We start from the raw sequence: 22035 nt of genomic DNA on the forward strand, positions 1-22035 counted from the left end.
AGCCAGGCGGGGACCGGCCCCGCCTGGCTGGTGGGCCGGGGGCGGCGGGCACGGTGGTTCAGTCCTTGACCGCGCCCGCGGTCACACCGGCGGCCACATAGCGCTGGGCGAGGACGAGCAGCACCGCGGCGGGCAGCGACGCGACGACGGCGGTGGCCATGATCGCGTTCCATTCCTGGTTGTTGTTGCCGATGTAGTGGTAGATGCCGAGCGTGATCGGTCGCAACTCGCCGCCGCTGTCGAGGGTGTTGGCGAAGACGAAGTCGGACCAGGCCCACAGGAAGCTGAAGAGCGAGACCGTGACGAGCGCGTTGCGGCTGACCGGGAGCACGACGGACCGGAAGGTCCGCCAGGTGCCGGCCCCGTCGATGCGGGCGGCGGCGATCAGCTCACCGGGGATGCCCGACATGAACGCGGTGAAGATCATGACGCCGAAGGGCACCGCGATGGTGGAGTCGGCGACGATCAGGCCCCACCAGGAGTTCAGCAGTCCGAGGTCGAGGAAGATGCCGTAGAAGCCCATCGCCATGACGATGCCGGGGACCATCTGGGCGACCAGCAGGACGAGGCCGAGGAAGCCGCCGCCCGGCGGACGGAGCTTGGCCAGTGCGAAGCCGGCCGGGGCGGCGAGCAGGAGGGTGAGGACGACCGTGCCCAGACCGATGAGCAGGCTGGTGCCGAGGTAGGGCATCTGGTCGTCGAGGACGGCGCGGTAGCCCTCGAAGGTGGGGTGCAGGGGCAGCAGGTCGGGCGGGCTCTTGCGCATGTCCTGCTGCGGGGTGAGGGACACGTTGAGCATCCAGTAGACCGGGAACAGCATCACGGCGGTGAGCAGGAGGCCGATGACGGTGTAACGGCGCTTTCCCGTACGGGACTTCATGTTTCCTGCCTCCTCTGGACGCGGATGTAGAGCAGTCCGAAGACGAGGGCGATGAGGATGAGGATGTTGCCGACGGCGGCTCCGGGGCCGAACTTCGGCAGCAGGGAGCCGAAGCCGAGCTGGTAGGACCAGGTCGCCAGGGTGGAGGAGGCGTCGCCGGGGCCGCCCTTGGTCATGATCCAGATCAGGTCGAACACCTTGAGGGTGTAGACCAGGCCCAGCAGCAGGGTGATCGCGGAGACCGGGCGCAGCAGCGGGAAGGTGATCCGCCGGAACTGCTGCCAGGCGTTCGCCCCGTCCAGGGAGGCCGCCTCGTAGAGTTCGCCGGGGATGTTCTGCAGCCCGCTGTAGAGGATGACCAGGTTGAATGGGATGCCGATCCAGATGTTGGCGATGATGACCGAGGTCAGGGCCCAGTGCGGGGAGTTGAGCCAGTCGACGGGGGCCACGCCGACCGTGTGCAGGGCGTAGTTGAGGACGCCGGACTCGCTGTTGAGCATCCACGACCAGGTCGACGCGGACACGATCAGCGGCAGCAGCCAGGGGATCAGGAACAGCGCCCTGAGGGTGGCGGCCAGCCGGAAGTGCCGGTTGAAGAAGACCGCGAGGGCGAGCCCCGCGGCGTACTGGAAGGCGATCGACACGAAGGTGAAGATCATGGTGTGGCGTATCGCCGGGCCGAACGTGGGGTCGTCCAGGACGGTCCTGAAGTTGTCCAGCCCGGAGAACGGCGCGTCGCCCGCGACGAACGAGCGGACCGTGTAGTCACGCAGGCTCAGGTCGAGGTTGCGGTACAGGGGATAGACGTAGAACGCGGCGAGGTAGAGGGCCAGCGGCGCGAGGAACGCGAGTGCGGTCAGCCGGCTCGTGCGGCGCCGGTGCGGCCGCGGTGCGGGGCCGTCGGCCGGGGCTGCGGTGCCGGCGTCCCGGGGCCTGGCCGGGGACCGCGGGGCGCGGCGGTCGACGCGGGCGATGGTCATGGCGGACTCCTGGAAGGGGTGGCCCGCCCGGGACCGGCGGCGGTGTCCGGGCGGTTGCGGGTGCCGTGCGACGGCCGGGGCAGGGCCCGGAAGGTGCCGCGAGGGCGTCGAGTGGTCAGCTCCTGCCCTTGTCCGCGGCCTTCTGGGCGGCGTCGAGGGCGGCCTGCGGGCTCTGGCCTCCGGACAGGGCGCTCTGCACGGCCGTCCACATCGGCTGCGAGATGACCGGGTACTTGGTGCCCAGGCCGCCGCTGGTGCGACCGCGTGCCGCGGCCACCGCGTCCACCCACGGCTTCAGTTCGGGGTTCGCCTTGACCTGCTCGGCCTGCACCGCCGCGGTGGGAGCGACGTAGGCCAGAGTGGTGTCCGTGGCCAGCAGGTTGGCGGAGCTGGTGAGACAGGTGACGATCTTCTTGGTGACGTCGTAGCGTCCGCTGTCCTTCTGGACCGGGACGGTGACGAACTCGCCTCCGGTCGGCACCGGCGCCGCCCCGCCGCTCCGGCCGGGGATGCTGATGACGCCGTACTCGAAACCGGCCTTGTCGGCGTTGCCGAGCTGCCAGGTGCCGTTCTCGCCGAACGCGTAGTCGCCGGTGGCGAACTCCTGCCAGCTCGTGGTCTGGGTGTTCTGCAGGACGTCCTTGGGGGCCAGTCCGTCGTCCACCCAGCCCTTCCACAGGGACAGCGCTGCCACGCCCTTGGCCGAGTCGAGCTCGGTCAGGTCACCGCCGGCGCCCCAGAACCAGGGCAGGAACTGGAAGCTGCCCTCCTCGGTGTTGATCGCGGAGAAGGTGATGCCCTTCTTGCCGGCCGCCTTGACCTTCTTCAGCGCGGCCGTGAGGGAGTCCCAGTCCTTGACCGAGGCCGGGTCGACACCCGCCGCGGTGAGGACCTTCTTGTTGTAGTAGAGCGCGAGGGTGTTGGCGCCGATGGGAACGCCGTAAGAGGCGCCGTCGATCTCTCCCGCGCCGAGGATGTTCTTCTGGACGGACGTGGTGTCCAGTCCGAGGTCGGCGGTCTTGTTGAGGATGCCCGCCTCCACGAGCGTGGAGACGACCGGGTTGTCCACGAGCATCACGTCGGGGGCGTTGCCCTGCTGGGCGGCGAGCAGGGCCTTGTTGCCCAGGTCCGTGGTGTCCATGGCGGTGCGCTTGACCTCGACCCCGGCGTCGGTGCCGCACTTGCTGACGAGCTTGCCCCACGGCGAGGAGGCGTCGAACTGCGGGTACGGGTCCCAGAAGGTGTACGTCCCGCCGGCGCTGCCGGAACCGGAGGCGGAGGAGTCGGAACCACCGCCGCAGGCGGCGACGGAGACGAGCGCACCGGCGGTGGCGACGGCGGCTATCAGGGTGCGACGGGCGTTTCTCACGGCGACCTCGTTGTCTTGGGGCGGCTCGAAGGGAGGGACGGGGCGAGGGGGGACGTGGCGGGACGTCTGGCGTGTGGAGGGCCCGAGTGCGGAGCTGGGCTGGACGGGTGGCTCACTGCGTGGGCAGCCAGACGCGCATGCTGCCGTCCTGGCGGTTGGCCCACGCGTAGTAGGGCACGGCGGTACCCGGAGGCCGTCACCGTGGTCACGCCGCCCAACAGGTCGGGGCGGTGCACGTCGGCGAGCGGGCCGGCCGGGTCGAGGACGATGTCGTCGAGGCCGCCACCGGGGTGGTCGACCCCCTCCAGGCAGTACACGAGCGGTCCGCGCTCGATGGCGACGCAGCCGCGTACGGCGTCCACCCGGGGGTCGGCGGCGGTGAGGCGGGGTGCCAGCGCGAGTTCGAGGACGACACGGTCGCCCGGCGCCCAGGTCCGCTCGATGCGCAGCCAGCCGTCGGTGGCGGGGGCGTCCGTCCCGTCGTACGCCGTGTCCCCGTACCGGATCCGGTACTTACGGCACCACTGCGGGATGCGCAGCGAGAGGGTCCAGGGCCGGTCGGCCGGGGTCTCCTCGACGGTGAAGGCGATCGTGCCCTGCCACGGGTAGCCGGTCTCGCAGCGGACAGTGACGCCGTCGGCGGTGTAGCGGCCGGTGGCGTACTGGTGGATCTGGAGGCCGCCGGCGTCTCCGGAGGCGAGGTAGTGCTCCAGGGAGGCCAGCAGCCGCATGACGTTGGGCGGGCAGCAGGCGCAGCGGAACCAGCGGGTGCGGCGGGCCGACTGGTCGCCGCCGGGGTCGGTGTGACCGTCGCGGACCTGGAGCGGGTTGACGTACAGCCACCGCTCGCCGTCCAGGGAGACCCCGGCCAGGAAGCCGTTGAACAGGGTGCGTTCGATCAGGTCGGAGTAGCGGGCCTCGCCGGTGAGCAGGGCCATGCGCCAGCTCCACTGGACCGAGGCGATGGCGGCGCAGGTCTCGCAGTAGGCGCGCTCGTTGGGCAGTTCGTACGGGTCGCCGAAGTCCTCCTCGTCGTGGTGGGCGCCCAGTCCGCCGGTGATGTGGGTCTTGGCGGCGGTCATCGCGGCCCACAACCGCTCCGTGACGGCGCGTAGTTCGGTGTCCCCGTTCTCCGTCGCCAGGTCGGTCGCGGCCGCCAGCAGGTACAACTGACGTACGGCGTGCCCCTCGACATCGGTCGCCTCGCGCAGCGGGACACGGTCCTGGCAGTACGCCTCGCCGCCCAGCAGACCGTGGCCGAAGCGGTCGACGAAGTAGCCGGCGAGGTCCAGGTAGCGCCGCTCCCCCGTCTCCCGGTAGAGCTCCACCAGGGCGGTCTCGACCTCGGGGTGGCCGTCGACGCCGTCGATCGGCTTGCCGCTCTCGGGCGGGCCGAAGACCGAGTCGATGTGGTCGGCGAACTTCACCGCCACGTCCAGGAGTTCACGGCGTCCGGTGGCCCGGTGGTGGGCGACGGCGGCCTGGATGAGGTGTCCCGCGCAGTACAGCTCGTGGCCCCAGCGCAGGTCCTGGTAGCGCTCGCCGCCCTTGAGGAGCTGGAACCAGGTGTTCAGGTATCCGTCGGGCTGCTGCGCGGCCGCGACGAGGGAGACGATCCGCTCCACGTCGGCCGCGAGCGGGCCCTCGTCCCCGGACGGCGCCTGGGCGAGCTGCCAGGCCGCGGCCTCCAGCCACTTGTAGACGTCGGAGTCCACGAACGGGTACGCGCCCTGGAACGCGCCCTCGGTGAGGCCGGCCGCCACCCGCAGGTTGTCCAGGTTTCCCGCCGACTCCAGCAGTTCGGGACCCTGGGGAATGGAGGTCCGCCCGTTCACCCGGCGCCGGGTGCTCCAGAAACCGCCTTGCACCTCTGCGGCGGCGGGGGCGAGCGCCGCCTTGGCGGCCGGGCCCGGGCGGACCGGGCCCGACGGGACGACCGGCTGGTCGGGCAGGGCCGGAGACGCGGAGGAGGGCATGGCGGAACGGGGGTGGGGCATGGCTCTCCGAACGGTTGGATGGGGAGCGGGCCGGGGATACGGTGCACTGTCGGTGCCCCGGTGGCCGCGGCGCGGTGAGACGGTGGCCCGCCTCTCGAACCCGCTTTGGGAAAACGTTTTTCTGCCCGGAAAAGTAGAGAGCCGGTGCGCGCGAGTCAAGAGGAACGCCGCGGTATTTCTTTCCCCTTGCCGGGGCTGGCCGACGACGAGGAATGGTGCCAGGATGGTGCAGACTCACACCCTTCAGGAAAAGGATTGCGCGTGACCGTTGCTCCGGGTTCTCCCTCGACCGGACGGGCAAAACTCGCCGATGTGGCCAGGCTGGCCGGCGTCAGCGTCGGCACGGCCTCGAAGGCGCTCAACGGCAACGGCAGGATGCGGCCCGAGACGCGGCAACGGGTCCTGGCCGCCGTGGAGGAGCTCGACTTCCGCCCGAACCAGCACGCGCAGAGCCTGCACACCGGCCGCAGCTGGACCGTCGGGCTGATGACGACCGACGGCATCGGCCGGTTCAGCACCCCCGTCCTCCTCGGTGCCGAGGACGCGCTCGGCGCCGGGAAGATCTCCGTGCTGCTGTGCGACACCCGCGGCGACGCCATCCGCGAGCAGCACCATCTGCGCAACCTCATGGACCGGCGGGTGGACGGCATCATCGTGACCGGCCGCCGCACCGACCCCAGGCCGCCCCTGAAGGGCATCGAGCCGATCCCGACGGTCTACGCGCTCTCGCCGTCCACGGACCCGGACGACATCTCCGTGGTCTCGGACGACCACAGCGGAGCCAAACTGGCCGTCGAGCACCTGCTGGCGACCGGGCGCACCAGGATCGCGCACATCACCGGCCCGGCACATCACGCGGCCGCCCAGGACCGCGCCCGGCACACCGTCGAGCTGCTCGAGCGCTCCTCGCTCGAACTCGCCACCGGGCGTGTCCACTTCGGCGAGTGGAGCGAGGCGTGGGGGCGCCGCGCGGCGGAGGCGGTCCTGCGCATCGCCCCGGACACGGACGCCTTCTTCTGCGGCAACGACCAGATCGCCCGGGGCGTCGCCGACACCCTGCGCGAGAACGGCGTGGACGTCCCGGGCAGGGTCGCGATCGTGGGCTACGACAACTGGGACATCATGGCCCTGGCCTGCCGGCCCCCGCTCACCACGATCGACACCGATCTCTCCGAGATCGGCCGCCAGGCCGCCCTGCGGCTGCTGGACGCCATCGGGGCCCGGCCCGAGCCCGGCCGGCACACCGTCCCCTGCCGGCTCGTGGTGCGCGAGTCGTCCTGAGACACTCCCGCGCGGCTGCCCGCTGCCCCACATTGGGAAACCCTTTTCTCGCAGGCCGTGCGGGGGGGGGGAGAGAGAGGGGGACGCTGCGACCTGCGCACACGGCCGCCTCCGCTGCTCACTCCGCCCGCGAGCGTGCCCCCGGCGTCATGACCCAGCGGATCGTGTGGGTGAGCAGGAGACCCGAGGGCTGTATCGCGAGCCCCTCCACCACCGGGAGCCGGGGCAGGTGCAGCACCCTCCGCGCCCACGGCGGCAGCAGTGCGACCGCGTTCGCCGCGAGGACGCCGTAGACCGGCCGCGCGGCGAGCGGCACGGGCGGGTGCAGCAGCAGGAACCGGGCGGCGGCCCGGGCGTCCGGGGTGGCCCGCAGCTCCGGCAGATACGTGGCCAGACACCCGGCCAGGGCCTCGCGGTCGCGCGGCGGATCGACCACGCCCAGCGCCTCGGCGACCCGTGCGGTGTCGGCCACGTAGGCGTCGTAGCCCGCCGCGTCGAGCGGCCGGGCGCCGTAGCGCTCGTGCGCGCGCAGGAAGCTGTCGGTCTCGGCCGCGTGCACCCAGCCCAGCAGGTGCGGGTCCGCCGCGTGGTACGCGAGGCCGTCGGCCGTCGTCCCGCGCACCCGCTCGTGGATGCCGCGCACCCGCGCGACGGCCTCCTCCGCGTCGGACGCGGTGCCGTACGTCGTGACGGCCAGGAAGGTGCTGGTGCGCTGCAACCGTCCCCACGGGTCACCGCGGAACCCGGAGTGCGCGGACACGGCGGCCATGGCGAGCGGGTGCAGGGACTGGAGCAGGAGCGCGCTCAGCCCGCCGATGAACATCGACGCGTCGCCGTGGACCGTGCGGATGGGACGGTCCGGACCGAACCACCGGGGGCCCGGAGTGTCGTGGATACGGGCACGGTTGGCCGGACCGTCCGGGCCTGCCACGCGCCGGAACACGGCCCTGCCGAGTCGATCACGGAGGTCGGTCATCGGCGCGTGCCTCCTTCCCGGCCCCTGGTGAGCACGCCGCTCACCTTTCTTCGTCAGCGGTGGTGCGTACGGATGCGGGCCGGCGTCCGCATGTCTCCGCTGTCGCCTCCGAGCGGCCCGCGCGGCACTGGCGCGGACCGCTCGGAGTTGCGGAGGCGCGGAGACGTCGCCGCGGCCCGTTTCAGCGGCTCCGTCCCCGGAGCTTGCCGAGCAGTTGGCGCGCCTGTGCCCGGCGTCGCGGATCGGCCGAGGCACGGCGCACCTGCTCTGCGGCACGCCGGCCCTGCGGGCTCCTGCTGAACTGCTTGATCTTCTCCAACATGCCAGGCATGACTGTCCTCCCGAGAGGTCGACGACAACTCCTGCACGACCAGGCCTTCGTACAGAGGCGGCTACCCCGGGCCGACCGTCCCACCCCTCGGGAGAGAGGTCAGGACGCTGCCGAGAGCCGCGCCGAACCGAGCCGACCCGTGGGACGGCCTCCGTGGGCGGCGAGAAATCCGGAACGTGTCCCGTCGGGCTGACCGCGGCCACACGGGGCAGCCCTACCGCATGGAGCCTCAACCGCGTTTCACCCTGGCCGCGACCACCCTTGACGCACCGGACGCGCGTGAGCTCGCGCGGTTCTACCGCGGTCTGCTCGGGTGGCGGACGCGGAAGGAGGAACCGGGCTGGGTCGAGATCGTGTCGCCCGACGGCACGGCCGCGCTGTCCTTCCAGACAGAGCCGCTCTTCCAACCCCCACAGTGGCCCACCCGCGACTCCGGGCAGCAGATGATGATGCATCTGGACATCGAGGTGAACGACCTGTCGTCAGCCGTCGATCACGCCCTCGCCCTGGGAGCGAGCATGGCGGACTTCCAGCCCCAGAACGATGTACGAGTCTTGCGCGACCCGGTGGGACATCCGTTCTGCCTGTTCGTGCGGACGGGTTCCGGTCCGGGGGCCTGACACCCTGAGCCGGCGCGGGCGGGGATGCGGGGCTGGGAGTGTCCGTGTAACGGGTGTACCCGGGTGCTAGTCGGGTGCAAGTCGGGTGCTAGTCGGCATGCAGAACGAAGAACAGGAAGCACAAGAAGCGGGGCTTGGCCGCGATGGTGTCGGGGAACAGGTCGCGGGCGGCTGGATCAGGCTCCGGCTCGCTGATGACCGTGATGCGGAAACCGGCCCCGGTGAACGCCTCGGTCATCGCGTGCAGCGGCCTGTGCCAGAGACTCATCAGCGCGCTCCGGCCACCCATGGTCCACTCTTCGGTCCAGTTGGTGGTGTCGAAGTAGTTGTACTCGTCCTCGCGGCCGGCCTGGCGGTGCATGAGGTTGATGGCGAAGGGATGGTCGACAGAGGCGATCAGTCGCCCACCGGGCTTGAGGACCCGTCGCAGCTCGGCCAGCGGCGGCCCCCAGTCCTCCAGGTAGTGCAGCACCAGGGAGGCCACCACGTCGTCGAACGTGTCATCCGGGTAAGGGAGCGGACCTCCCAGGTCCGCCACTTGCAGGTCAGCGCCCTCGCCGAGCCTCCGCCAGGCCAGCTCCACCATCCCGGCACTCGCGTCGAACCCGCTCACGACGGCACCACGCTCGCGCAACGCCCCGAACAGCGGCCCGGACCCGCAGCCGGCGTCCAGGATGCGCCGCCCGGCCACGTCTCCCGCTAAGTCGAGCATCGCGGGTCGTTCGTAGTGGGCGTTGATCAGGTTGGTCTCGTTCTCGGCCGTGTACGCCTCGGCGAAGCTGTTGTAGTCGTTGACCTTCGACGGATGCCCGGTCACCGCGGACGGCGAGTCGAGCCCGGCGGATCTCACGTGCTCTGGATGCTCGTTGGAGATCATGGTGCGGGAGACGCGCGCCGCGTCGGTTCGGTTCCTGGCCGATCGCGAGCGCCTTCACCGTCCCAGTGATCCAACGCGCACGGTCAGCCGATGTAGCCCTGGAGGTCGGCGACGGTGTCGAGGGATCCGTTCGCGGTCGCGTCGGCCGGCACGCGCGGGAGTCCGGAGACCCTGAGTTCAATACGGCCCATCTCGTCCCGGACGACGGCCGGGAGCGCGGTGTGCCGCAGGTCCTCGGCGTAGTCACGCGTCTGCCGGTCGGCCTCGTCGGGCCGTGCCTCCATAGGACGGTAGGGGTGATCGGCCCACTCCGTGTCGGCCCACCGGACGAGTTCGTCCAGGCACTCCGAGGCGGGCTCGGCATCCGGGGGCTCGGCATCCGGGGGTGAGGCGGAAAGGGCCGCGTCCGCGTCGGCGACCAGTCGGGCGAGACGGTGACTCGCGTCGTCGTCCGCCGCCACGCGCATCGCGATGAAGCCCGACAGCACGTCGAGCCTGCGCGACACCTCCGCCCGCTGCCAGATCTCGTACAGTCCCGCCGTCTGCCCTTCCCCGCCGACCTGCGCCTCCGTGCTCCGGACCCTCTGCCGTGCCCCTGCCGGCGGGTCCGGCGGTTTTCCCGGGCGCGGCGCACGCACCTGCCATGTCAGAGGGGGCAACTAGCCTCGGTGGCATGGGAATTCAGATAGACGTGGTGGCGGGTTGTCCCGTCGACGATGAGATGGAACGGGTGCTCGGGCTGGCCGAGGCGGTCGGCGAGCCGGTCAACGTCACGTTCATGTGGGAGGGGCGTGACGAGGCGGAGCATGCCGTGCTGGTGCCCGCGGCCACACTGGCGTCATGGGAGCACTGGGCTCCTGCCGCCTACCCGGCGCGTGACGCCAGCACCCGGAACCGGACGGAAACGGAACGTCCGGACCTCGCCCACCCGGAGGACTTCGGGCCCTTCACGCTGTTCCGTCGTCGTGTGGGTAGCCGCACGGCGGTCGCTCGCGGAGGCGTGGTGGTTGCCGAACTCCTGGATCCGGGCGAGGCGCACTGGCTCCACGAGCAGGCCCGCAACGTGTGGCAAGGATTCATGGACCCGAAGCAGAAAGCGGCGTTCGAGGAGTTCCTCGCCCGGCAGGAATCCCTCGATGAACAGTGACACGCGGCCTCATGCCGCGACCCACGGTCTGGTGGTGGCCGTCTTACCGCCCCCGCCCGCCGTCATATCGCCCCCGCTCACGGACGACCGACCCGGACGGGACGGAGATCGCTCAGCGCTGACGCAAGAGGCCGCCCGTCCGGCGCAGATGCTCGTCGATCAGGGCGAAGGTGGCCTCCGGCTGCTCGATCTGCGGAAGGTGACCGGCCCCGGGGATGACCTCGAGTCGGCCGTCGCCGAACGCGTCGGCGTACGCGGCGCCGTAGGCAGGGGTGACGACACGGTCGCTCTCACCCCAGAGCAGCAGGGCGGGCACCCGGATCTGGCCGAGCCGGGACAACAGCGTGGGGCTGTGCATGTACGGTTCGCCGGCGAGGACGCGCATGGTGGCCATGTTGGCCTGCCTGCGCGCGAGTTCGTCGGGCGGGATGTCGGCCGGGTCGACGTAGAAGCGGTCGGGGTCGTGCCAGGAGTGCTCCGCGACTCCGCGGGCGTCCAGGGCGAAGAAGTCGGTGATCGGTTCCGTCTCAACGTGCACGCCCACCGCGTCGATCAGGACGAGACCGGTGATGAGTCCCTCGGTGTCACGCAGGGCCATCTCGGCGGCCGTCCAGCCCCCGAGTGAGGAACCGACGACGAGGACGTCGCTCAGGTGGCGTTCGCGCAGAAGGTGCAGGTAGGCGAGGGCGAGGTCGTCGATGCCGGTGAGCCGTGCCGGGCGGTGGGTGCCCTCCCAGCCGGGGTGCACGGGGGTGATCGTGTGGGCGGTGCCGGAGAGGTGGTCGGCCAGGCCCGCGACGGTGGCGGGGCCTCCCCCACCGTGCAGGACCAGGACCGGCCTTCCTGTTCCGGCCTCGGACAGGGTGAGGGGCAGGTCGGCGTAGGCGGCTGATGCTGCCGCTGCGTCTGTGGACATGCCGAACACTCTAACTAAAGATGCTTATATAAGCTAGCTTGGTTATGCCGTAGACTCGCCTCATGCACGGTGAGCTGCAAGAACTCGGCAGAGCGGTCAAGCAGGCCCAGTACCGACAGCACAGGGCCCTCGACAGCGCCCTCCAGGCCGTCGGCACGACACTGGCCCAGTGGGACGCACTGCGTGCGATCAGCCGCTCCCCCGGAGCGTCGGCGCGCGAGTTGGCCGCAGCGACCTTCCAGACCGAGCAGGCCTTCGGCACGCTCGCCGGCCGCCTCGCGGCCCAGGATCTCGTCGAACGCCGACCAGGACACGGGCGGCGCATCGAACATCACCTCACGCCCGCCGGCGAACAGGTCCTGTCGGCCGGCCACAAGGTGGCCGACGAGGTGCTCGCCGCATGCTTCTCCCCCTTGCCGGACGCGGACCGTGCCACCTTGCTCGACCTGCTTCGGCGCCTCACCGGAGAGCGGGACGCCGACTGAGGCGGGACGGGGCGCCGGCAGACCGAGAGGGTCACCCACCGAAGACCAGGGGACCCTCTTGCTCTGCCTATCGAAATTCGATAGCTTTCCATCGCGATTCGATGGAGAGGTGAGTCATGGGAAAGCTGGCTGTCCACGCACTGCGTGCGGTGCTTGTGGGGGTGTTCACCGGCACCCTTTTCGTCCAGGCGTTGATGGTGTTGGCGTTGGCCGGCGGAAAGGACCCGGAGGAGGGGTCCCTCCCCCTGACCTCGCTGCGCGTGATCACGATCCTCGGCATGGTGTCGGTCCAGGTCGCCGTGGTCTGCGTCGGGCGGCTGGTCTCGATGGTGCGACGCGGAACCGTGTTCTCCCACGCCGCCTTCCGGTACGTGGACGGTGTGATCGGTGCGATCGCGTCGGCCGCCCTCGTGTGGTTCGCGGTCACAGCCGTGAACGCTCCGGGCCAGCGGGACGACCCGGGCGTCACCGTCATCATGGGCGGGATCGGGGTGGCCATCCTGGGTGTCGCGCTCATCGTGTACGTGCTGCGGATGCTGCTCGCCCAGGCCGTCGCGCGGGACGCCGAAGCAGCGCAGATGCAGGCCGAGTTGGCCGAGGTGATCTGATGCCGATCGCCGTCGACATCGACGTGATGCTGGCCAAGCGGAAGATGTCCGTGGGCGAGCTCTCGGAACGCGTGGGGATCACACCCGCCAACCTGGCGGTCCTCAAGAACGGCCGCGCCAAGGCCGTACGATTCGCGACGCTCGCCGCGCTCTGCGAGGTGCTCGAATGCCAGCCGGGTGACCTGTTGCGCTGGGAGTCGGAGCACACCGTGGACGGGTGACGTGCCCCGCGGTCATGCCCCGCGTTCACTGCCTCGCGTTCACTGTCTGGCCGCAGGCGATGTCGTCCCCCGTGTGGGACCAAGGGCCCAGTCGCGCATACCTCTGCGGGCTCACGGCGATCACTCGCATGCTCCGAGCGGCGGAGCAACACGTCGACTGAGCGGGCGATGTGAGGCACCGTCAATCCACGGGACTCTGGGTGGGCGCCCGCGGCCAAAGGGCGCCCACCACGAGGAAGGACCAGCGATGAGTCGCAACGCGTCAGCCTCCACCCGCATCCGTGTCGCCGCGGGCGCCGCCGTCCTGATCACCGTCGCATGCACCGCCTCTGCCACGGCCCTGGACCGCTCGGCCGAGACCGGATCCCCCGGCACACCGAGGGAGGCCGCAGCTCTGACGGGGTCCGCCAAGCTCTACCGGCCACTCGGCGACGACATCACCTTCACCTTCGACGCACACCTCGCCCCCGAGCACCGGATGGACCCGGCGAAGGCCACGGGGACCTTCCGCTTCAGCCACTACCTCGACGGCCGGGGCGTCTGGGCCGAGGGGAGGATCGACTGCCTGTTGACCGGCGGGAAGGTCGCGGTCGCCAGCGGGGTCATCACCCGCACCGACTTGCCGGGGGCGAAGGGCAACCGGGTCGGTTTCACCGTGCACGACGTGGGCCGACACGACCGTCTCGGCTACAGCTGGGCCTCGGTGGGCAACCCGGTCGAGACCAAGGACCTGCCCAAGTGCGTGAGTACGGCGCCGTTCGAGCAGGTGAAGAACGGCACGGGTGACTTCCGGGTCCTGCCCTGGGAACCGGACTTCTTGAAGAAGGGGTGAGCGGTGTCTGGTTCAGCGCACCGGGAAGCCGAAGGAGTAACCCTGCTCCTTGAGTCGGGGCAGGATCTGACGCAGGGCCGCGACGGTCTGGGAACGGTCGCCACCAGCGTCATGGAAGAGGACCGTCGGGCCACCAGGCAGCTCCTGTTCGACCGTGGCGACGATGGCGTCCGTGCCCGGCCGCTCGAAGTCCTTGGAGTCCACGTTCCAGCCCAGCGGACGCATGCCTCGGGAAGCGGCGAGTTTGCGGCTGTAGGGGGTGAAGGCGCCGCCGGGGGCCCGGTAGTACATCGGCCGTACACCACCGGACGCCTGGGTGATCATGCTTTCGGCGTCGAGTATCTGCTGCGACTGGAACGCCTCCGACTTCTTGTCCATGGTGGTGTCGTGGGACACCGAGTGATCGCACAGGCGGTGCCCGGCGGCGACCACCCGCTTCACCAGATCCGGGTGAGCCTGCGCCTGCGTGCCCACCATGCAGAACGTGGCCTTGACTCCGTACTCCCGCAGCACGTCCAGGACTTGAGGGGTCCATACGGGGTCGGGCCCGTCGTCGATCGTGATGTTGACGCCCCGCGCCCCCTTGTCCGAGGCGTGCGCGATGGTCACATCGACCGGTTTCACCGCGCTGCCCTGCGTGGCCGAGGTGCTCGCCTTGGGCGACGTGCCTACGGCGCCGGCCTGCGCGGTCCACACGGAGGCACCGGCGGCGAGCATTGTCACCCCGAGCGCCGCCCCGAGCACCTTGCCGTTCCAGCCCCGCCCGCTGTGCCGTGCCATGTCCGCCCCGCTTCCGCGCAGTTACTCGTCGATTCCCCGGTCACCCCGTGACCACCTGGCAAGACGAGGAACAGCGGCCGCGGGATGCGTCCGTTACGGATCAAGGACAATTCCGAGGGGGTTCGCGGACAGGCGGGTAACGGCGGCCGTGGAGCGGGCGGTTGAACGCCTGCCTGTCTGACCTGCTCACCGCATAGCGTTCACCCTCACTCTATTGCAATGAACGCCCTCCCCTGCGTTGCGTTACCTTCTGACTGTTGCAATGAAATCATCGCACTCAGCTGCGATGATGAGATTTGGGCGCAACAAATGCTTTGCCAGAGTAGTGAATGCAACGTAGCTTTTCGTGCATCGGAAACGGCGGCGACGAAACGCGAGGAGCACCTGATGCACGGTCACCGCCCCGGCCGCCAAGAACCAGTACTTCGGACCCTCCGGCGCCGTCGAACTCACCACCCAGCAGGGCGAATCACCCTCGCAACCGCAGCCTCCGCCGCCCTGGACGCCGGCACCTCCCACGGCGACATCACCGCCCGCGGCCTCTGAAAGGAACACTCATGACGTCGCCGCTCATCCAGAAGCCCGAGACGGCGACCCCGGCCGCCCCCGACGCCGTCGTCTCCTTCATACGGTTCGTCATCCTCGGTGGCGGCGTCGGGCTCCTCTCCGGCCTGGCGGTTCCGCTACTGGCCCTGACCCTGCCCTGGGCGGTCGCGAACGCGCTCGTCACCGCCGCGTCCACCCTGCTGTGCACCGAGCTCCACGCCCGCTTCACCTTCGGGGCAGGGCGCCACGCCGGCTGGCGTGAGCACTGGCAGTCCGCCGGCTCGGCGACCCTCGCGTACCTGGCCACCACGGCGGCCGTCCACGTCCTTCACCTGATCCAGCCCTCGCCCTCCCTGCTCAGCGAACAACTCGTCTACCTCAGCGCTTCTGCCCTCGCGGGCTTGGGCCGCTTCATCGTCCTGCGCCTCTACGTCTTCGCCGTCCATCGCGGCCGGGAGACGCCGGTACGCCCTCTGGTACGGCAGGAAGCCGGAGCGATGGCCCTGACAGCAGCGGCCTGAAACAGGCGCCGACGCTCACCGGGATCGCCAGGAGCCAGCCGAACGAGCACCCGAGGCCCCGCATTCTCGACACCGCTGGAGAAGCGTTCTCATCCAAACCCATGAGTGCACCTGTTCTGCCAACACCCGGCGAGGCCACGCCCCGGGCACTGTCACACCCGCGTGGGACCGTGAGAGGACGGACAATCGGCGCGCGGTCGCCACCCGGGCCGCAGGCATGCCGGCGCAGGCCGTTGAGAGGCGGCCGCGGCGGGCACCGCGCGCCCCGAGCCGAGGGAGGCCGCGTCATGACCGACATAGACACTCAGTTCCTGCGCAGCCTGTTCGACGAGGAAGGCAGCCTGCACACCGCCGGCCGCACCGCCCTGTACCGGCTCTACGGGCTCGAAGGTCTGCTGTACGTCGGCATCTCCACGTGCCCGCTCACCCGTATCCGCACCCACCTGCAACAACAGCCGTGGGGTTCCCGTGTCATCGGCGTACGGATCGACTACCCCCATGACGCGCACGCGGCCGAACGCGAAGCCGTCCACTCCGAACGCCCCCTGCACAACATCGTCTTCAACGGCGAGGCCCCACCCCCACCACCCGACCGGGCCGCGCGGCTGAGAGCCGAACTCGCCGTACAGCAACGCCGGCTGGAAGAACTCCAGGCGGCCGTCCCGCAGTCCACCACCCACCTGCGCCTCATCCTCCGCGGCATCGCGGCAGCACAGACGAAGGTCGACAAACTCGCCAGAGACGTCCAGGAGGCCGAGCAATCCGAGGGGACACGGCAACCGCCCGGACGACAGACCAAAAGAGCCAAGCCGTAAGGAAAAGAGAGCCCCGCTGAGCCGGAGGTGCCTTCTCCGTCGCAGCTCGCGAGGTTGCCGCACGCGACGCCTCCCGGCGTACCCACGTCAGCGGCGACACCTGAGCTACAGGCTAACCAACTCCCCTCAGGAGATGCTCAGTCGAGACAGAACTCGTTGCCCTCGACGTCCCGCATCACGATGCACGACTCGTTGTCCTCATCGGCGGGCAGCAGTCGTTCGCGCACCGCGCCGAGCGCGACCAGCCGCGCGCACTCGGTCTCCAGCGCGGCCAGACGCTCCGCACCCACGAGCCCGGTACCGACCCGCACATCGAGATGCACACGGTTCTTGACGACCTTGCCCTCGGGAACACGCTGGAAGAACAGCCGCGGACCGACGCCCGAGGGATCGACACACGCGAACCACGAACCCGGTCCTCGGAAGGCAGGGTGCGGTCGTACTCCTCCCAGCTCGCGAATCCCCCGGGCGGGTCCGGTACGACGTACCCCAGCACCTCGCACCAGAAGCGAGCGACACGCTCGGGCTCCGCGCAGTCAAAGGTGACCTGGATCTTCCTGATCGTCGACATCGGCGCACCCTAGCAAAGGCCGGTGCCGCCACCCCACTTGCCGAGGTAGTGCCTGCGGTACCCGCAGGTGGGCAGCGTAGGGGTTCGTGCAGCACCCCCGGCGCGCGGAAACCTACAACCATGAAGCGACACAAGGCAGTAGTCATTTCCTCGGTCCTCCTCTCCATCAGCGTGGTGGCGGTCGGCACTCCGGCCGTCGCCGACTCGGCGCACGGGTCACCCGCTTCCGTCGCCGCGTCGAAGGACTCGGCCCCGGCGCGGCTCGACGAGCGTGTGGTCGCCACCGTCGAGCGCAGCGCTCACCCCCTCAGGACCACTGATCCGGAAGGCGGTCTGCGGGACCTGCGGGCACTGGGCCGGATGATCGGCGGCGCCGAGGTGGTGGGCCTGGGCGAGGCCACCCATGGCTCGCGGGACTTCTTCCGCATGAAGCACCGGGTCTTCCGGTACCTGGTCGAGGAGAAGGGCTTCCGGTCCTTCTCCCTGGAACTGCCCTGGAGCAGCGGAGTGCGGCTCAACGAGTACGTGGTGCACGGGAAGGGCGACCTGAAGGACATCGCGCGCGAGGAGTTCCAGGGTTCGTACCGGATCTGGAACAACCAGGACTACCTCGACCTCATCGAGTGGATGCGCGACTACAACCTCCGCCACCCGGGCGACCCCGTGCAGTTCATGGGGAACGACATGGGCTATGCGGGTCCCGAGCTGTACGGGCGAGTGACCGACTACGTGGCCCGCAGGTACCCGCGGCTGCTGGACCGCGTCACCGAGCTGTACCGCGGGCTGGCGCCGGCCACCGACGCCGGCACCTACAGCGCGGAGTACTTCAAGCTGCCGCTCGCCGAACGCCGGGAACGGTCGGCGCGGACCGGCGAGGTGTACGAACTCCTGCGCAAGCAGCGCCCCGCCCACGGCGCCGACCGGCGGGAACACCTGTGGATGGTCCAGCACGCCAGGGCCATCCACCAGATGGCCAGGGGCATGTCCTTCGACTTCGGCGACGAGGACCAGACGGCGCAGATGATGAGGCTGCGCGACCAGGTCATGGCCGAGAACGTGGCCTGGTGGCACCGGCACACCGGCGACCGGGTCCTGCTGTCGGCCCACAACACCCATGTGTCCTACGACTCGTTCGACGCCCGGTACCCCAAGACCCAAGGTGCGTTCCTGCGCGACGCGTTGGGCAAGGACTACGTCAGCATCGGCTTCAGCTTCTACCAGGGCTCCTTCAAGGCGTTCGGCACCGCGGACAACGTGATGCGCACCTACCGGGTGGGCGCCGCGAAGCCGGGTTCCAACGAACACACCCTCGACGAGGCCCGCCAGGACGACTACGTACTCGACCTGCGCACGGCCCCCGAACCCGCGCGCACCTGGCTGCACGAGGAGCGCGCCACCTGGAACATCGGCGCCGGGTGGCCCGACCCCGTGAAGTACACGACCGCCTTCGGCCGGGCGCACGACATCCTCATCCACCTGCACGACGTCGAGGCGACCACCTATCTGGGCACCCCCTGAGCGGGGGTCCCGGCACCCCGGTGCGACAGCCGAGCCGGAGCAGGAGGCGGTCCGCGGTGGCGCGGTCACGACCTCGACGGCGATCCCGACAGGACGGGCGGTCCGTGGTGAGTGGACGCTTGGTGGCTGGCAGAGTGGGCACCGGGGGCCGGCTCGCCCCCGCGAGGAGGTGGTCCCTGTGTTCGACTACGACACGGAGCTCGCTCGTCATCACGTGCGGCTGCTGGAGGCCCTCGACGTCCGCTCCGGTGACCGTGTCCTCGACGTCGGCTGCGGCACCGGCCTGACCACCCGGGACGCGGCCCGTGCGGCGGAGCCGGGTACCGCCGTCGGCATCGACGTCTCGGGCCCGATGCTGGCGCGGGCCCGCCGACAGGCCGAGGCGGAAGGGCTCCGCAACGTCGACTTCGTGCAGGGCGACGCTCAGACCCATGCGTTCCCGCCGGAGCACTTCACCCTGGCCGTCAGCCGGTACGGCACGATGTTCTTCGCCGACCCGGGCGCCGCCTTCGCCAACATCGGGCGGGCGCTGCGTCCGGGCGCGCGGTTCGTGCAACTGGTCTGGCAGGCCGCCGACCGTCAGGAGTGGCACACGGCGATACGGGCGGCGCTCTCGCACGGGCACGGGCCATCGGCGTCCGCCTCAGGGACCGACGACCCCTTCGACCCCTTCACTCTGGCCGACCCGCACGTCATGACCGGGATCCTGACCCGGGCCGGGTTCACCGCGGTGGATGTCGTCGACGTGCACGAGCCCGTCTGCTACGGCCCGGACGCCGAGCGTGCGCTCGCCGCCGTCCGCCGGCTGCGCATGGTGGAGAAATGGACCGCCGGTCTGGATTCCGCGTCCGCCGGACGCGCCCTCGGCCGGTTGCGGGCGACGCTCGACGCGCAGGACACGGGTGACGGCGTGTGGTTCGACTCCCGCGCCTGGCTGGTCACCGCGCACCGGGGTTGATCGCCTGCGGGGGCCCTGCGACGTCGGAGTCCTCACTCGCCACCAGTCGCAGGTGAGCGGTGATCTCCTTGCCCCCGCCCCGGGGAGTCACGTCGACCCGGTCACTGATCGAGTGCACCAGATACAGGCCGTGCCCGCCGACGCGGCCGCGGTCGGGCGGCTTGACCACCGGCGCGTCCGGCGAGGTGTCGTACAGGCTGATCGACAGCTCTGAACCGGTCAGCCGCAGCGTCAGGCCGCAGGGGCCGGGAGCGTGCCGCAGCACGTTGGTGACGAGCTCGCTGACGACGAGCTCGGCATCCGTGACGCGGGACGCGGGGACGGCGGGGCGGTCGCCCAGCGGGGCGTGGGCGAGGACGGCGCGCACGTCCCGCCGCGCCTCCACGGCGTGAGGCGTGCCGGGGCCCCAGGCCGCGGCGTAGCGCAGCCTGGCATGACCGTCCCTGCCCGTCTCATCTGCCGCCTGCTTCATCAGCGGGGTGACCATGTGGAGCTCTTTCGTCGCGTTCACCACTCGTGACCGGTTGCCGCTCTTGCGGCTACCCGGGCACAGGGGGCCTACGCAGGCCGTGCCCGCCCGGGCTCACGCCCGCGTACGCCGGACGGTGAGTGCTCAGGCCTGGCCGGAGCGGTCGGCGCGGACCCGCTGGGCGACGTCGCGCAGCTTGATGTTGTGCTGCTGCGAGATGCGGCGCAGCACGCTGAAGGCGTCGTCCTCGCTCAGCTTGTGCCGTTCCATCAGGATTCCCATGGCCTCGCCGATGGCGTGCCGGGTCTTCATGGCGTCCTCGAGCTGGTCGATCGTGCGGGCGTCGGCCAGGGCGACGGCGGCGTGCGAGGCCAGCATCCAGCCGGCGGTCTCGATGTCCTTGCCGAAGGCGCCGGGGCGGCGGGAGTACAGGTTGAGCGCGCCGAAATCGTCGTCGTGGGTGTAGAGCAGGACCCCGGTCATGCTGCCGATCCCGAGGCCACGGGCCGCCGTGGCGAACCGCGGCCAGGCCGGTTGCGGCTCGGTGAGGTCCGCGATCCGGAAGACGCGCTCTCCCTTCCCGCCGTCGGCGCGGGCGGCGAGATCGAAGCACGGGCCCTCGGCCAGCTCGCCCTGCAACCGGTCGGATGCCTCCACCACGTCGCCGCACGCGGACAGGGTGACCGCCCGGCCCTTGCGGACGGCCAGGATTCCGGCCGCGTCGCAGCCCTCCACCAGGCGCACCGCCGACGCCGCGATCTCGTCCAGCGTGCCCTGCACGGACTCCTGTGCCAGCAAGTTCCGCGCGAGCTGGGCCATCGCCTCGGCGAACTCCCGCCACTCCACCGCCACCACCCACCTCCACCGGTGCGGCCACCCTACAGCCGACCCCCTCTGCGTCGCCGCGCCAGGACGCCCGCGGCTCGCGCCCTATGGTTTACGGTTCGTGAGCAGTCGGTGCCTTGGATGCCGTGCGGGTCCATGTGGGTCCATGTGGGGCTTGAGTGCTGTGCAGCGGTTCGGCGGGGGGGGTGCGCACGATCAGGTCGCACCCCGGTCAGCTCGCATGCGCGGCCGCCGCGAGACGGTGATCTCCGCATCCGCCCGCGAGACGGTACCCCGTCCGGACGCGGCCTCCCCGGCTCGTTGGCTGAACCGGAGAAGCCTGGCCGGTGCGGCCCCCATGGGTACGCCGCCACGCCCGGCCTGACGTTCAAGTCCCCCGCTCCACCCGTGCTACTCCTGTGCCGCCGTGGCCGACCGGGGCCGGACCTCCACGGCGGTCCCCGGCGGACGCCGGTTCACCGGTCCTCGTGCCGTACGCGGACGACCAGCTTGCCGGTGGCGCGGTTGTGTTCCATGTCGTCGTGGGCCTGCGGAACCTGGTCGAGGCCGTCGTAGACGCGGTCGACGGGGAAGGTCAGCCGGCCTGCGGCGACCGCGTCCAGGATCTCCTGGAAGGCCGCCCGGGGCAGGTCGGCAGCGTCACCGAAGTAACCCGCGAGACGTACGCCCCTCGGCAGGTATTCGTTCGGGGAGAAGTGCCGCACCGTCCACTGGTTGGAGAGGCTGCCGCCGAAGCAGCCCGTGCCGTGGACGCGTACCGCGCGCAGGGTGTCGCGCAGGGTCGGGGTGCCGACGAGGTCGAGGGCGGCGTCGACGCCGTGCGGGTAGAGCGCTCGCACGGCGGGTGCGATCTCGCCGGTGTCGAGCAGCGGATGGTCGACACCGTGCCGCGCCAGCAATGCGAGGCGGTCGGGGCGCCGGGTGGTGGACAGCACCGTGGCGCCCCGCCAGGTGGCCAGTACGGCGGCCGCCAGGCCGACCGAGGAGGTGCCGCCGCGGATCAGCACGGACTGGCCGGGCCTGAGATCCAGGCCGACAGTGAGCGAACCGTAGGCGGTCTGCACCATCTCCGGCAGGGCGCCCAGCACCTCCCAGGGCAGGTCCGTGTCGACCGGGATGACCTGGCTCAGCGGCACCGACGTGTACTCGGCGTAACCGCCGTCGTAGGTGCGCCCCATGTCCCCCATCATCGCGACGACCTTCTGCCCGGGCACGAGACCGCTGCCGGCCGGGGCCGCGTCGACGGTGCCGGCGGCCTCGATGCCCGGTACCCGGGGAAAGGTGACGCCCTCGCTCAGCCCCAGCCGGAGTTTCAGCTCCGAGCGGTTGAGCCCGAACGCCTCGACGCGGATGCGCACCCAGCCGTCCCTCTCCGGCGGCAGCGGGAGCATGACCGGCCGCAAGTCGGCCACGGGACCGGGAGCGGTGAGCCGGACGGCGCGCATCATGCGGGGCGAGGACGTCATGAGCCTGCTTTCTGACCCGGGGGCA

Annotated in this window: 23 protein-coding genes and 2 pseudogenes; 11 read left to right on the forward strand and 14 right to left on the reverse strand. The window is 70.6% G+C overall.

Annotated elements, in window-relative coordinates; translation table 11 throughout:
• Nucleotides 1–58 precede the first annotated feature (58 nt).
• From AOJ26_RS00365 to AOJ26_RS00380, 4 genes and pseudogenes are all read right to left on the reverse strand, one after another.
• Complete coding sequence (locus tag AOJ26_RS00365) at nt 59–880, reverse strand: carbohydrate ABC transporter permease (protein ID WP_053846099.1); 822 nt, start codon at nt 878–880, stop codon at nt 59–61.
• Nucleotides 877–1860, reverse strand: coding sequence for a carbohydrate ABC transporter permease (locus AOJ26_RS00370; RefSeq protein ID WP_053846100.1), 984 nt, complete (start codon nt 1858–1860; stop codon nt 877–879). The genes AOJ26_RS00365 and AOJ26_RS00370 overlap by 4 nt, the downstream gene beginning before the upstream one ends.
• Nucleotides 1861–1975: 115 nt before the next feature.
• Nucleotides 1976–3229, reverse strand: coding sequence for a sugar ABC transporter substrate-binding protein (locus AOJ26_RS00375; RefSeq protein ID WP_053846101.1), 1254 nt, complete (start codon nt 3227–3229; stop codon nt 1976–1978).
• Between the two features lie 112 nt (nt 3230–3341).
• Nucleotides 3342–5226, reverse strand: a pseudogene (locus AOJ26_RS00380) (glycoside hydrolase family 127 protein).
• A 261-nt stretch (nt 5227–5487) separates the two neighbouring features.
• Between AOJ26_RS00380 and AOJ26_RS00385 the strand changes: the two are divergent.
• Nucleotides 5488–6507, forward strand: coding sequence for a LacI family DNA-binding transcriptional regulator (locus tag AOJ26_RS00385; RefSeq protein ID WP_053846102.1), 1020 nt, complete (start codon nt 5488–5490; stop codon nt 6505–6507).
• Nucleotides 6508–6625: 118 nt separating this feature from the next.
• Here the strand turns inward: AOJ26_RS00385 and AOJ26_RS00390 are convergent, their stop codons facing one another.
• Complete coding sequence (locus AOJ26_RS00390) at nt 6626–7483, reverse strand: oxygenase MpaB family protein (RefSeq protein WP_053846103.1); 858 nt, start codon at nt 7481–7483, stop codon at nt 6626–6628.
• A gap of 181 nt (nt 7484–7664) precedes the next feature.
• Nucleotides 7665–7814 carry a hypothetical protein gene (locus AOJ26_RS43735; RefSeq protein ID WP_167348048.1) on the reverse strand — a complete coding sequence of 50 codons (150 nt, stop codon included), beginning with the start codon at nt 7812–7814 and terminating at the stop codon, nt 7665–7667.
• Nucleotides 7815–8035: 221 nt separating this feature from the next.
• On the opposite strand from AOJ26_RS43735, the gene AOJ26_RS00395 reads away from it, so the two are divergent.
• A complete protein-coding gene (locus AOJ26_RS00395; RefSeq protein WP_053846104.1) occupies nt 8036–8434 on the forward strand; it encodes a VOC family protein in 399 nt (132 codons plus the stop codon).
• Nucleotides 8435–8522: 88 nt separating this feature from the next.
• Here AOJ26_RS00395 and AOJ26_RS00400 read toward each other — a convergent pair whose 3' ends face one another.
• Together AOJ26_RS00400 and AOJ26_RS00405 are read right to left on the reverse strand one after the other, a co-directional pair.
• On the reverse strand, nt 8523–9311 hold the full coding sequence (locus AOJ26_RS00400; RefSeq protein WP_053846105.1) for a class I SAM-dependent methyltransferase: 789 nt from the start codon (nt 9309–9311) through the stop codon (nt 8523–8525).
• Nucleotides 9312–9394: 83 nt separating this feature from the next.
• Nucleotides 9395–9817 carry a hypothetical protein gene (locus AOJ26_RS00405; RefSeq protein ID WP_143663586.1) on the reverse strand — a complete coding sequence of 141 codons (423 nt, stop codon included), beginning with the start codon at nt 9815–9817 and terminating at the stop codon, nt 9395–9397.
• Between the two features lie 167 nt (nt 9818–9984).
• Here AOJ26_RS00405 and AOJ26_RS00410 point away from each other — a divergent pair, with 167 nt between their 5' ends.
• Nucleotides 9985–10458, forward strand: coding sequence for a hypothetical protein (locus AOJ26_RS00410; protein ID WP_053846107.1), 474 nt, complete (start codon nt 9985–9987; stop codon nt 10456–10458).
• Between the two features lie 112 nt (nt 10459–10570).
• Here the strand turns inward: AOJ26_RS00410 and AOJ26_RS00415 are convergent, their stop codons facing one another.
• Nucleotides 10571–11374: an alpha/beta fold hydrolase gene (locus AOJ26_RS00415; protein WP_078959673.1), complete on the reverse strand. Its 804-nt coding sequence runs from the start codon at nt 11372–11374 to the stop codon at nt 10571–10573.
• Between the two features lie 62 nt (nt 11375–11436).
• On the opposite strand from AOJ26_RS00415, the gene AOJ26_RS00420 reads away from it, so the two are divergent.
• The 4 genes from AOJ26_RS00420 (at nt 11437) to AOJ26_RS00435 (ending at nt 13520) form a co-directional block, all read left to right on the forward strand.
• A complete protein-coding gene (locus AOJ26_RS00420) occupies nt 11437–11859 on the forward strand; it encodes a MarR family winged helix-turn-helix transcriptional regulator (protein WP_053846108.1) in 423 nt (140 codons plus the stop codon).
• Between the two features lie 116 nt (nt 11860–11975).
• Complete coding sequence (locus AOJ26_RS00425) at nt 11976–12467, forward strand: DUF2975 domain-containing protein (RefSeq protein ID WP_053846109.1); 492 nt, start codon at nt 11976–11978, stop codon at nt 12465–12467.
• Nucleotides 12467–12688, forward strand: a complete 222-nt coding sequence (locus AOJ26_RS00430; protein WP_053846110.1) for a helix-turn-helix domain-containing protein — start codon at nt 12467–12469, stop codon at nt 12686–12688. Before AOJ26_RS00425 ends, AOJ26_RS00430 begins: the two co-directional genes overlap by 1 nt.
• Nucleotides 12689–12935: 247 nt before the next feature.
• Nucleotides 12936–13520, forward strand: a complete 585-nt coding sequence (locus AOJ26_RS00435; RefSeq protein WP_053846111.1) for a hypothetical protein — start codon at nt 12936–12938, stop codon at nt 13518–13520.
• Between the two features lie 12 nt (nt 13521–13532).
• Here AOJ26_RS00435 and AOJ26_RS00440 read toward each other — a convergent pair whose 3' ends face one another.
• The gene (locus AOJ26_RS00440) at nt 13533–14300 is read right to left on the reverse strand and encodes a polysaccharide deacetylase family protein (protein WP_053846112.1); all 768 of its coding nucleotides are present in this window, start codon (nt 14298–14300) and stop codon (nt 13533–13535) included.
• A 557-nt stretch (nt 14301–14857) separates the two neighbouring features.
• Here AOJ26_RS00440 and AOJ26_RS00445 point away from each other — a divergent pair.
• Together AOJ26_RS00445 and AOJ26_RS00450 are read left to right on the forward strand one after the other, a co-directional pair.
• Nucleotides 14858–15367, forward strand: coding sequence for a GtrA family protein (locus AOJ26_RS00445; protein WP_053846113.1), 510 nt, complete (start codon nt 14858–14860; stop codon nt 15365–15367).
• Between the two features lie 287 nt (nt 15368–15654).
• Nucleotides 15655–16182, forward strand: a complete 528-nt coding sequence (locus AOJ26_RS00450) for a hypothetical protein (RefSeq protein WP_053846114.1) — start codon at nt 15655–15657, stop codon at nt 16180–16182.
• 137 nt (nt 16183–16319) lie between these two features.
• Here AOJ26_RS00450 and AOJ26_RS00455 read toward each other — a convergent pair.
• Nucleotides 16320–16753: pseudogene (locus tag AOJ26_RS00455) on the reverse strand (VOC family protein).
• Nucleotides 16754–16873: 120 nt separating this feature from the next.
• Between AOJ26_RS00455 and AOJ26_RS00460 the strand changes: the two are divergent.
• Nucleotides 16874–18271 carry an erythromycin esterase family protein gene (locus AOJ26_RS00460; RefSeq protein WP_053846115.1) on the forward strand — a complete coding sequence of 466 codons (1398 nt, stop codon included), beginning with the start codon at nt 16874–16876 and terminating at the stop codon, nt 18269–18271.
• A 178-nt stretch (nt 18272–18449) separates the two neighbouring features.
• Entirely contained in the window at nt 18450–19229 is a 780-nt protein-coding gene (locus AOJ26_RS00465; protein ID WP_078959674.1) for a class I SAM-dependent methyltransferase, read from the forward strand.
• Here the strand turns inward: AOJ26_RS00465 and AOJ26_RS00470 are convergent.
• From AOJ26_RS00470 to AOJ26_RS00480, 3 genes are all read right to left on the reverse strand, one after another.
• On the reverse strand, nt 19210–19716 hold the full coding sequence (locus tag AOJ26_RS00470; RefSeq protein ID WP_053846117.1) for an ATP-binding protein: 507 nt from the start codon (nt 19714–19716) through the stop codon (nt 19210–19212). The genes AOJ26_RS00465 and AOJ26_RS00470 overlap by 20 nt on opposite strands.
• A 126-nt stretch (nt 19717–19842) precedes the next feature.
• Complete coding sequence (locus tag AOJ26_RS00475; RefSeq protein WP_053846134.1) at nt 19843–20544, reverse strand: GAF and ANTAR domain-containing protein; 702 nt, start codon at nt 20542–20544, stop codon at nt 19843–19845.
• 455 nt (nt 20545–20999) lie between these two features.
• Nucleotides 21000–21992 (reverse strand): zinc-binding dehydrogenase, encoded by a 993-nt coding sequence (locus AOJ26_RS00480; RefSeq protein ID WP_086724421.1) that lies wholly within the window; start codon nt 21990–21992, stop codon nt 21000–21002.
• Nucleotides 21993–22035: the final 43 nt, after the last annotated feature.

The organism is Streptomyces sp. NRRL B-24085 (genome assembly GCF_001282115.1).
Classification (GTDB): domain Bacteria; phylum Actinomycetota; class Actinomycetes; order Streptomycetales; family Streptomycetaceae; genus Streptomyces.

Bases quoted from the DNA above. Each gene is read 5' to 3' on its own strand.
- AOJ26_RS00390 (WP_053846103.1), bottom strand. From the start codon at position 7,483: ATGACCGACCTCCGTGATCGACTCGGCAGGGCCGTGTTCCGGCGCGTG.
- AOJ26_RS00395 (WP_053846104.1), top strand. From the start codon at position 8,036: ATGGAGCCTCAACCGCGTTTCACCCTGGCCGCGACCACCCTTGACGCA.
- AOJ26_RS00365 (WP_053846099.1), bottom strand. From the start codon at position 880: ATGAAGTCCCGTACGGGAAAGCGCCGTTACACCGTCATCGGCCTCCTG.
- AOJ26_RS00450 (WP_053846114.1), top strand. From the start codon at position 15,655: ATGACCGACATAGACACTCAGTTCCTGCGCAGCCTGTTCGACGAGGAA.
- AOJ26_RS00370 (WP_053846100.1), bottom strand. From the start codon at position 1,860: ATGACCATCGCCCGCGTCGACCGCCGCGCCCCGCGGTCCCCGGCCAGG.
- AOJ26_RS00425 (WP_053846109.1), top strand. From the start codon at position 11,976: ATGGGAAAGCTGGCTGTCCACGCACTGCGTGCGGTGCTTGTGGGGGTG.
- AOJ26_RS00470 (WP_053846117.1), bottom strand. From the start codon at position 19,716: ATGGTCACCCCGCTGATGAAGCAGGCGGCAGATGAGACGGGCAGGGAC.
- AOJ26_RS00415 (WP_078959673.1), bottom strand. From the start codon at position 11,374: ATGTCCACAGACGCAGCGGCAGCATCAGCCGCCTACGCCGACCTGCCC.
- AOJ26_RS00480 (WP_086724421.1), bottom strand. From the start codon at position 21,992: ATGATGCGCGCCGTCCGGCTCACCGCTCCCGGTCCCGTGGCCGACTTG.
- AOJ26_RS43735 (WP_167348048.1), bottom strand. From the start codon at position 7,814: ATGCCTGGCATGTTGGAGAAGATCAAGCAGTTCAGCAGGAGCCCGCAG.
- AOJ26_RS00435 (WP_053846111.1), top strand. From the start codon at position 12,936: ATGAGTCGCAACGCGTCAGCCTCCACCCGCATCCGTGTCGCCGCGGGC.
- AOJ26_RS00460 (WP_053846115.1), top strand. From the start codon at position 16,874: ATGAAGCGACACAAGGCAGTAGTCATTTCCTCGGTCCTCCTCTCCATC.
- AOJ26_RS00440 (WP_053846112.1), bottom strand. From the start codon at position 14,300: ATGGCACGGCACAGCGGGCGGGGCTGGAACGGCAAGGTGCTCGGGGCG.
- AOJ26_RS00400 (WP_053846105.1), bottom strand. From the start codon at position 9,311: ATGATCTCCAACGAGCATCCAGAGCACGTGAGATCCGCCGGGCTCGAC.
- AOJ26_RS00410 (WP_053846107.1), top strand. From the start codon at position 9,985: ATGGGAATTCAGATAGACGTGGTGGCGGGTTGTCCCGTCGACGATGAG.
- AOJ26_RS00445 (WP_053846113.1), top strand. From the start codon at position 14,858: ATGACGTCGCCGCTCATCCAGAAGCCCGAGACGGCGACCCCGGCCGCC.
- AOJ26_RS00430 (WP_053846110.1), top strand. From the start codon at position 12,467: ATGCCGATCGCCGTCGACATCGACGTGATGCTGGCCAAGCGGAAGATG.
- AOJ26_RS00420 (WP_053846108.1), top strand. From the start codon at position 11,437: ATGCACGGTGAGCTGCAAGAACTCGGCAGAGCGGTCAAGCAGGCCCAG.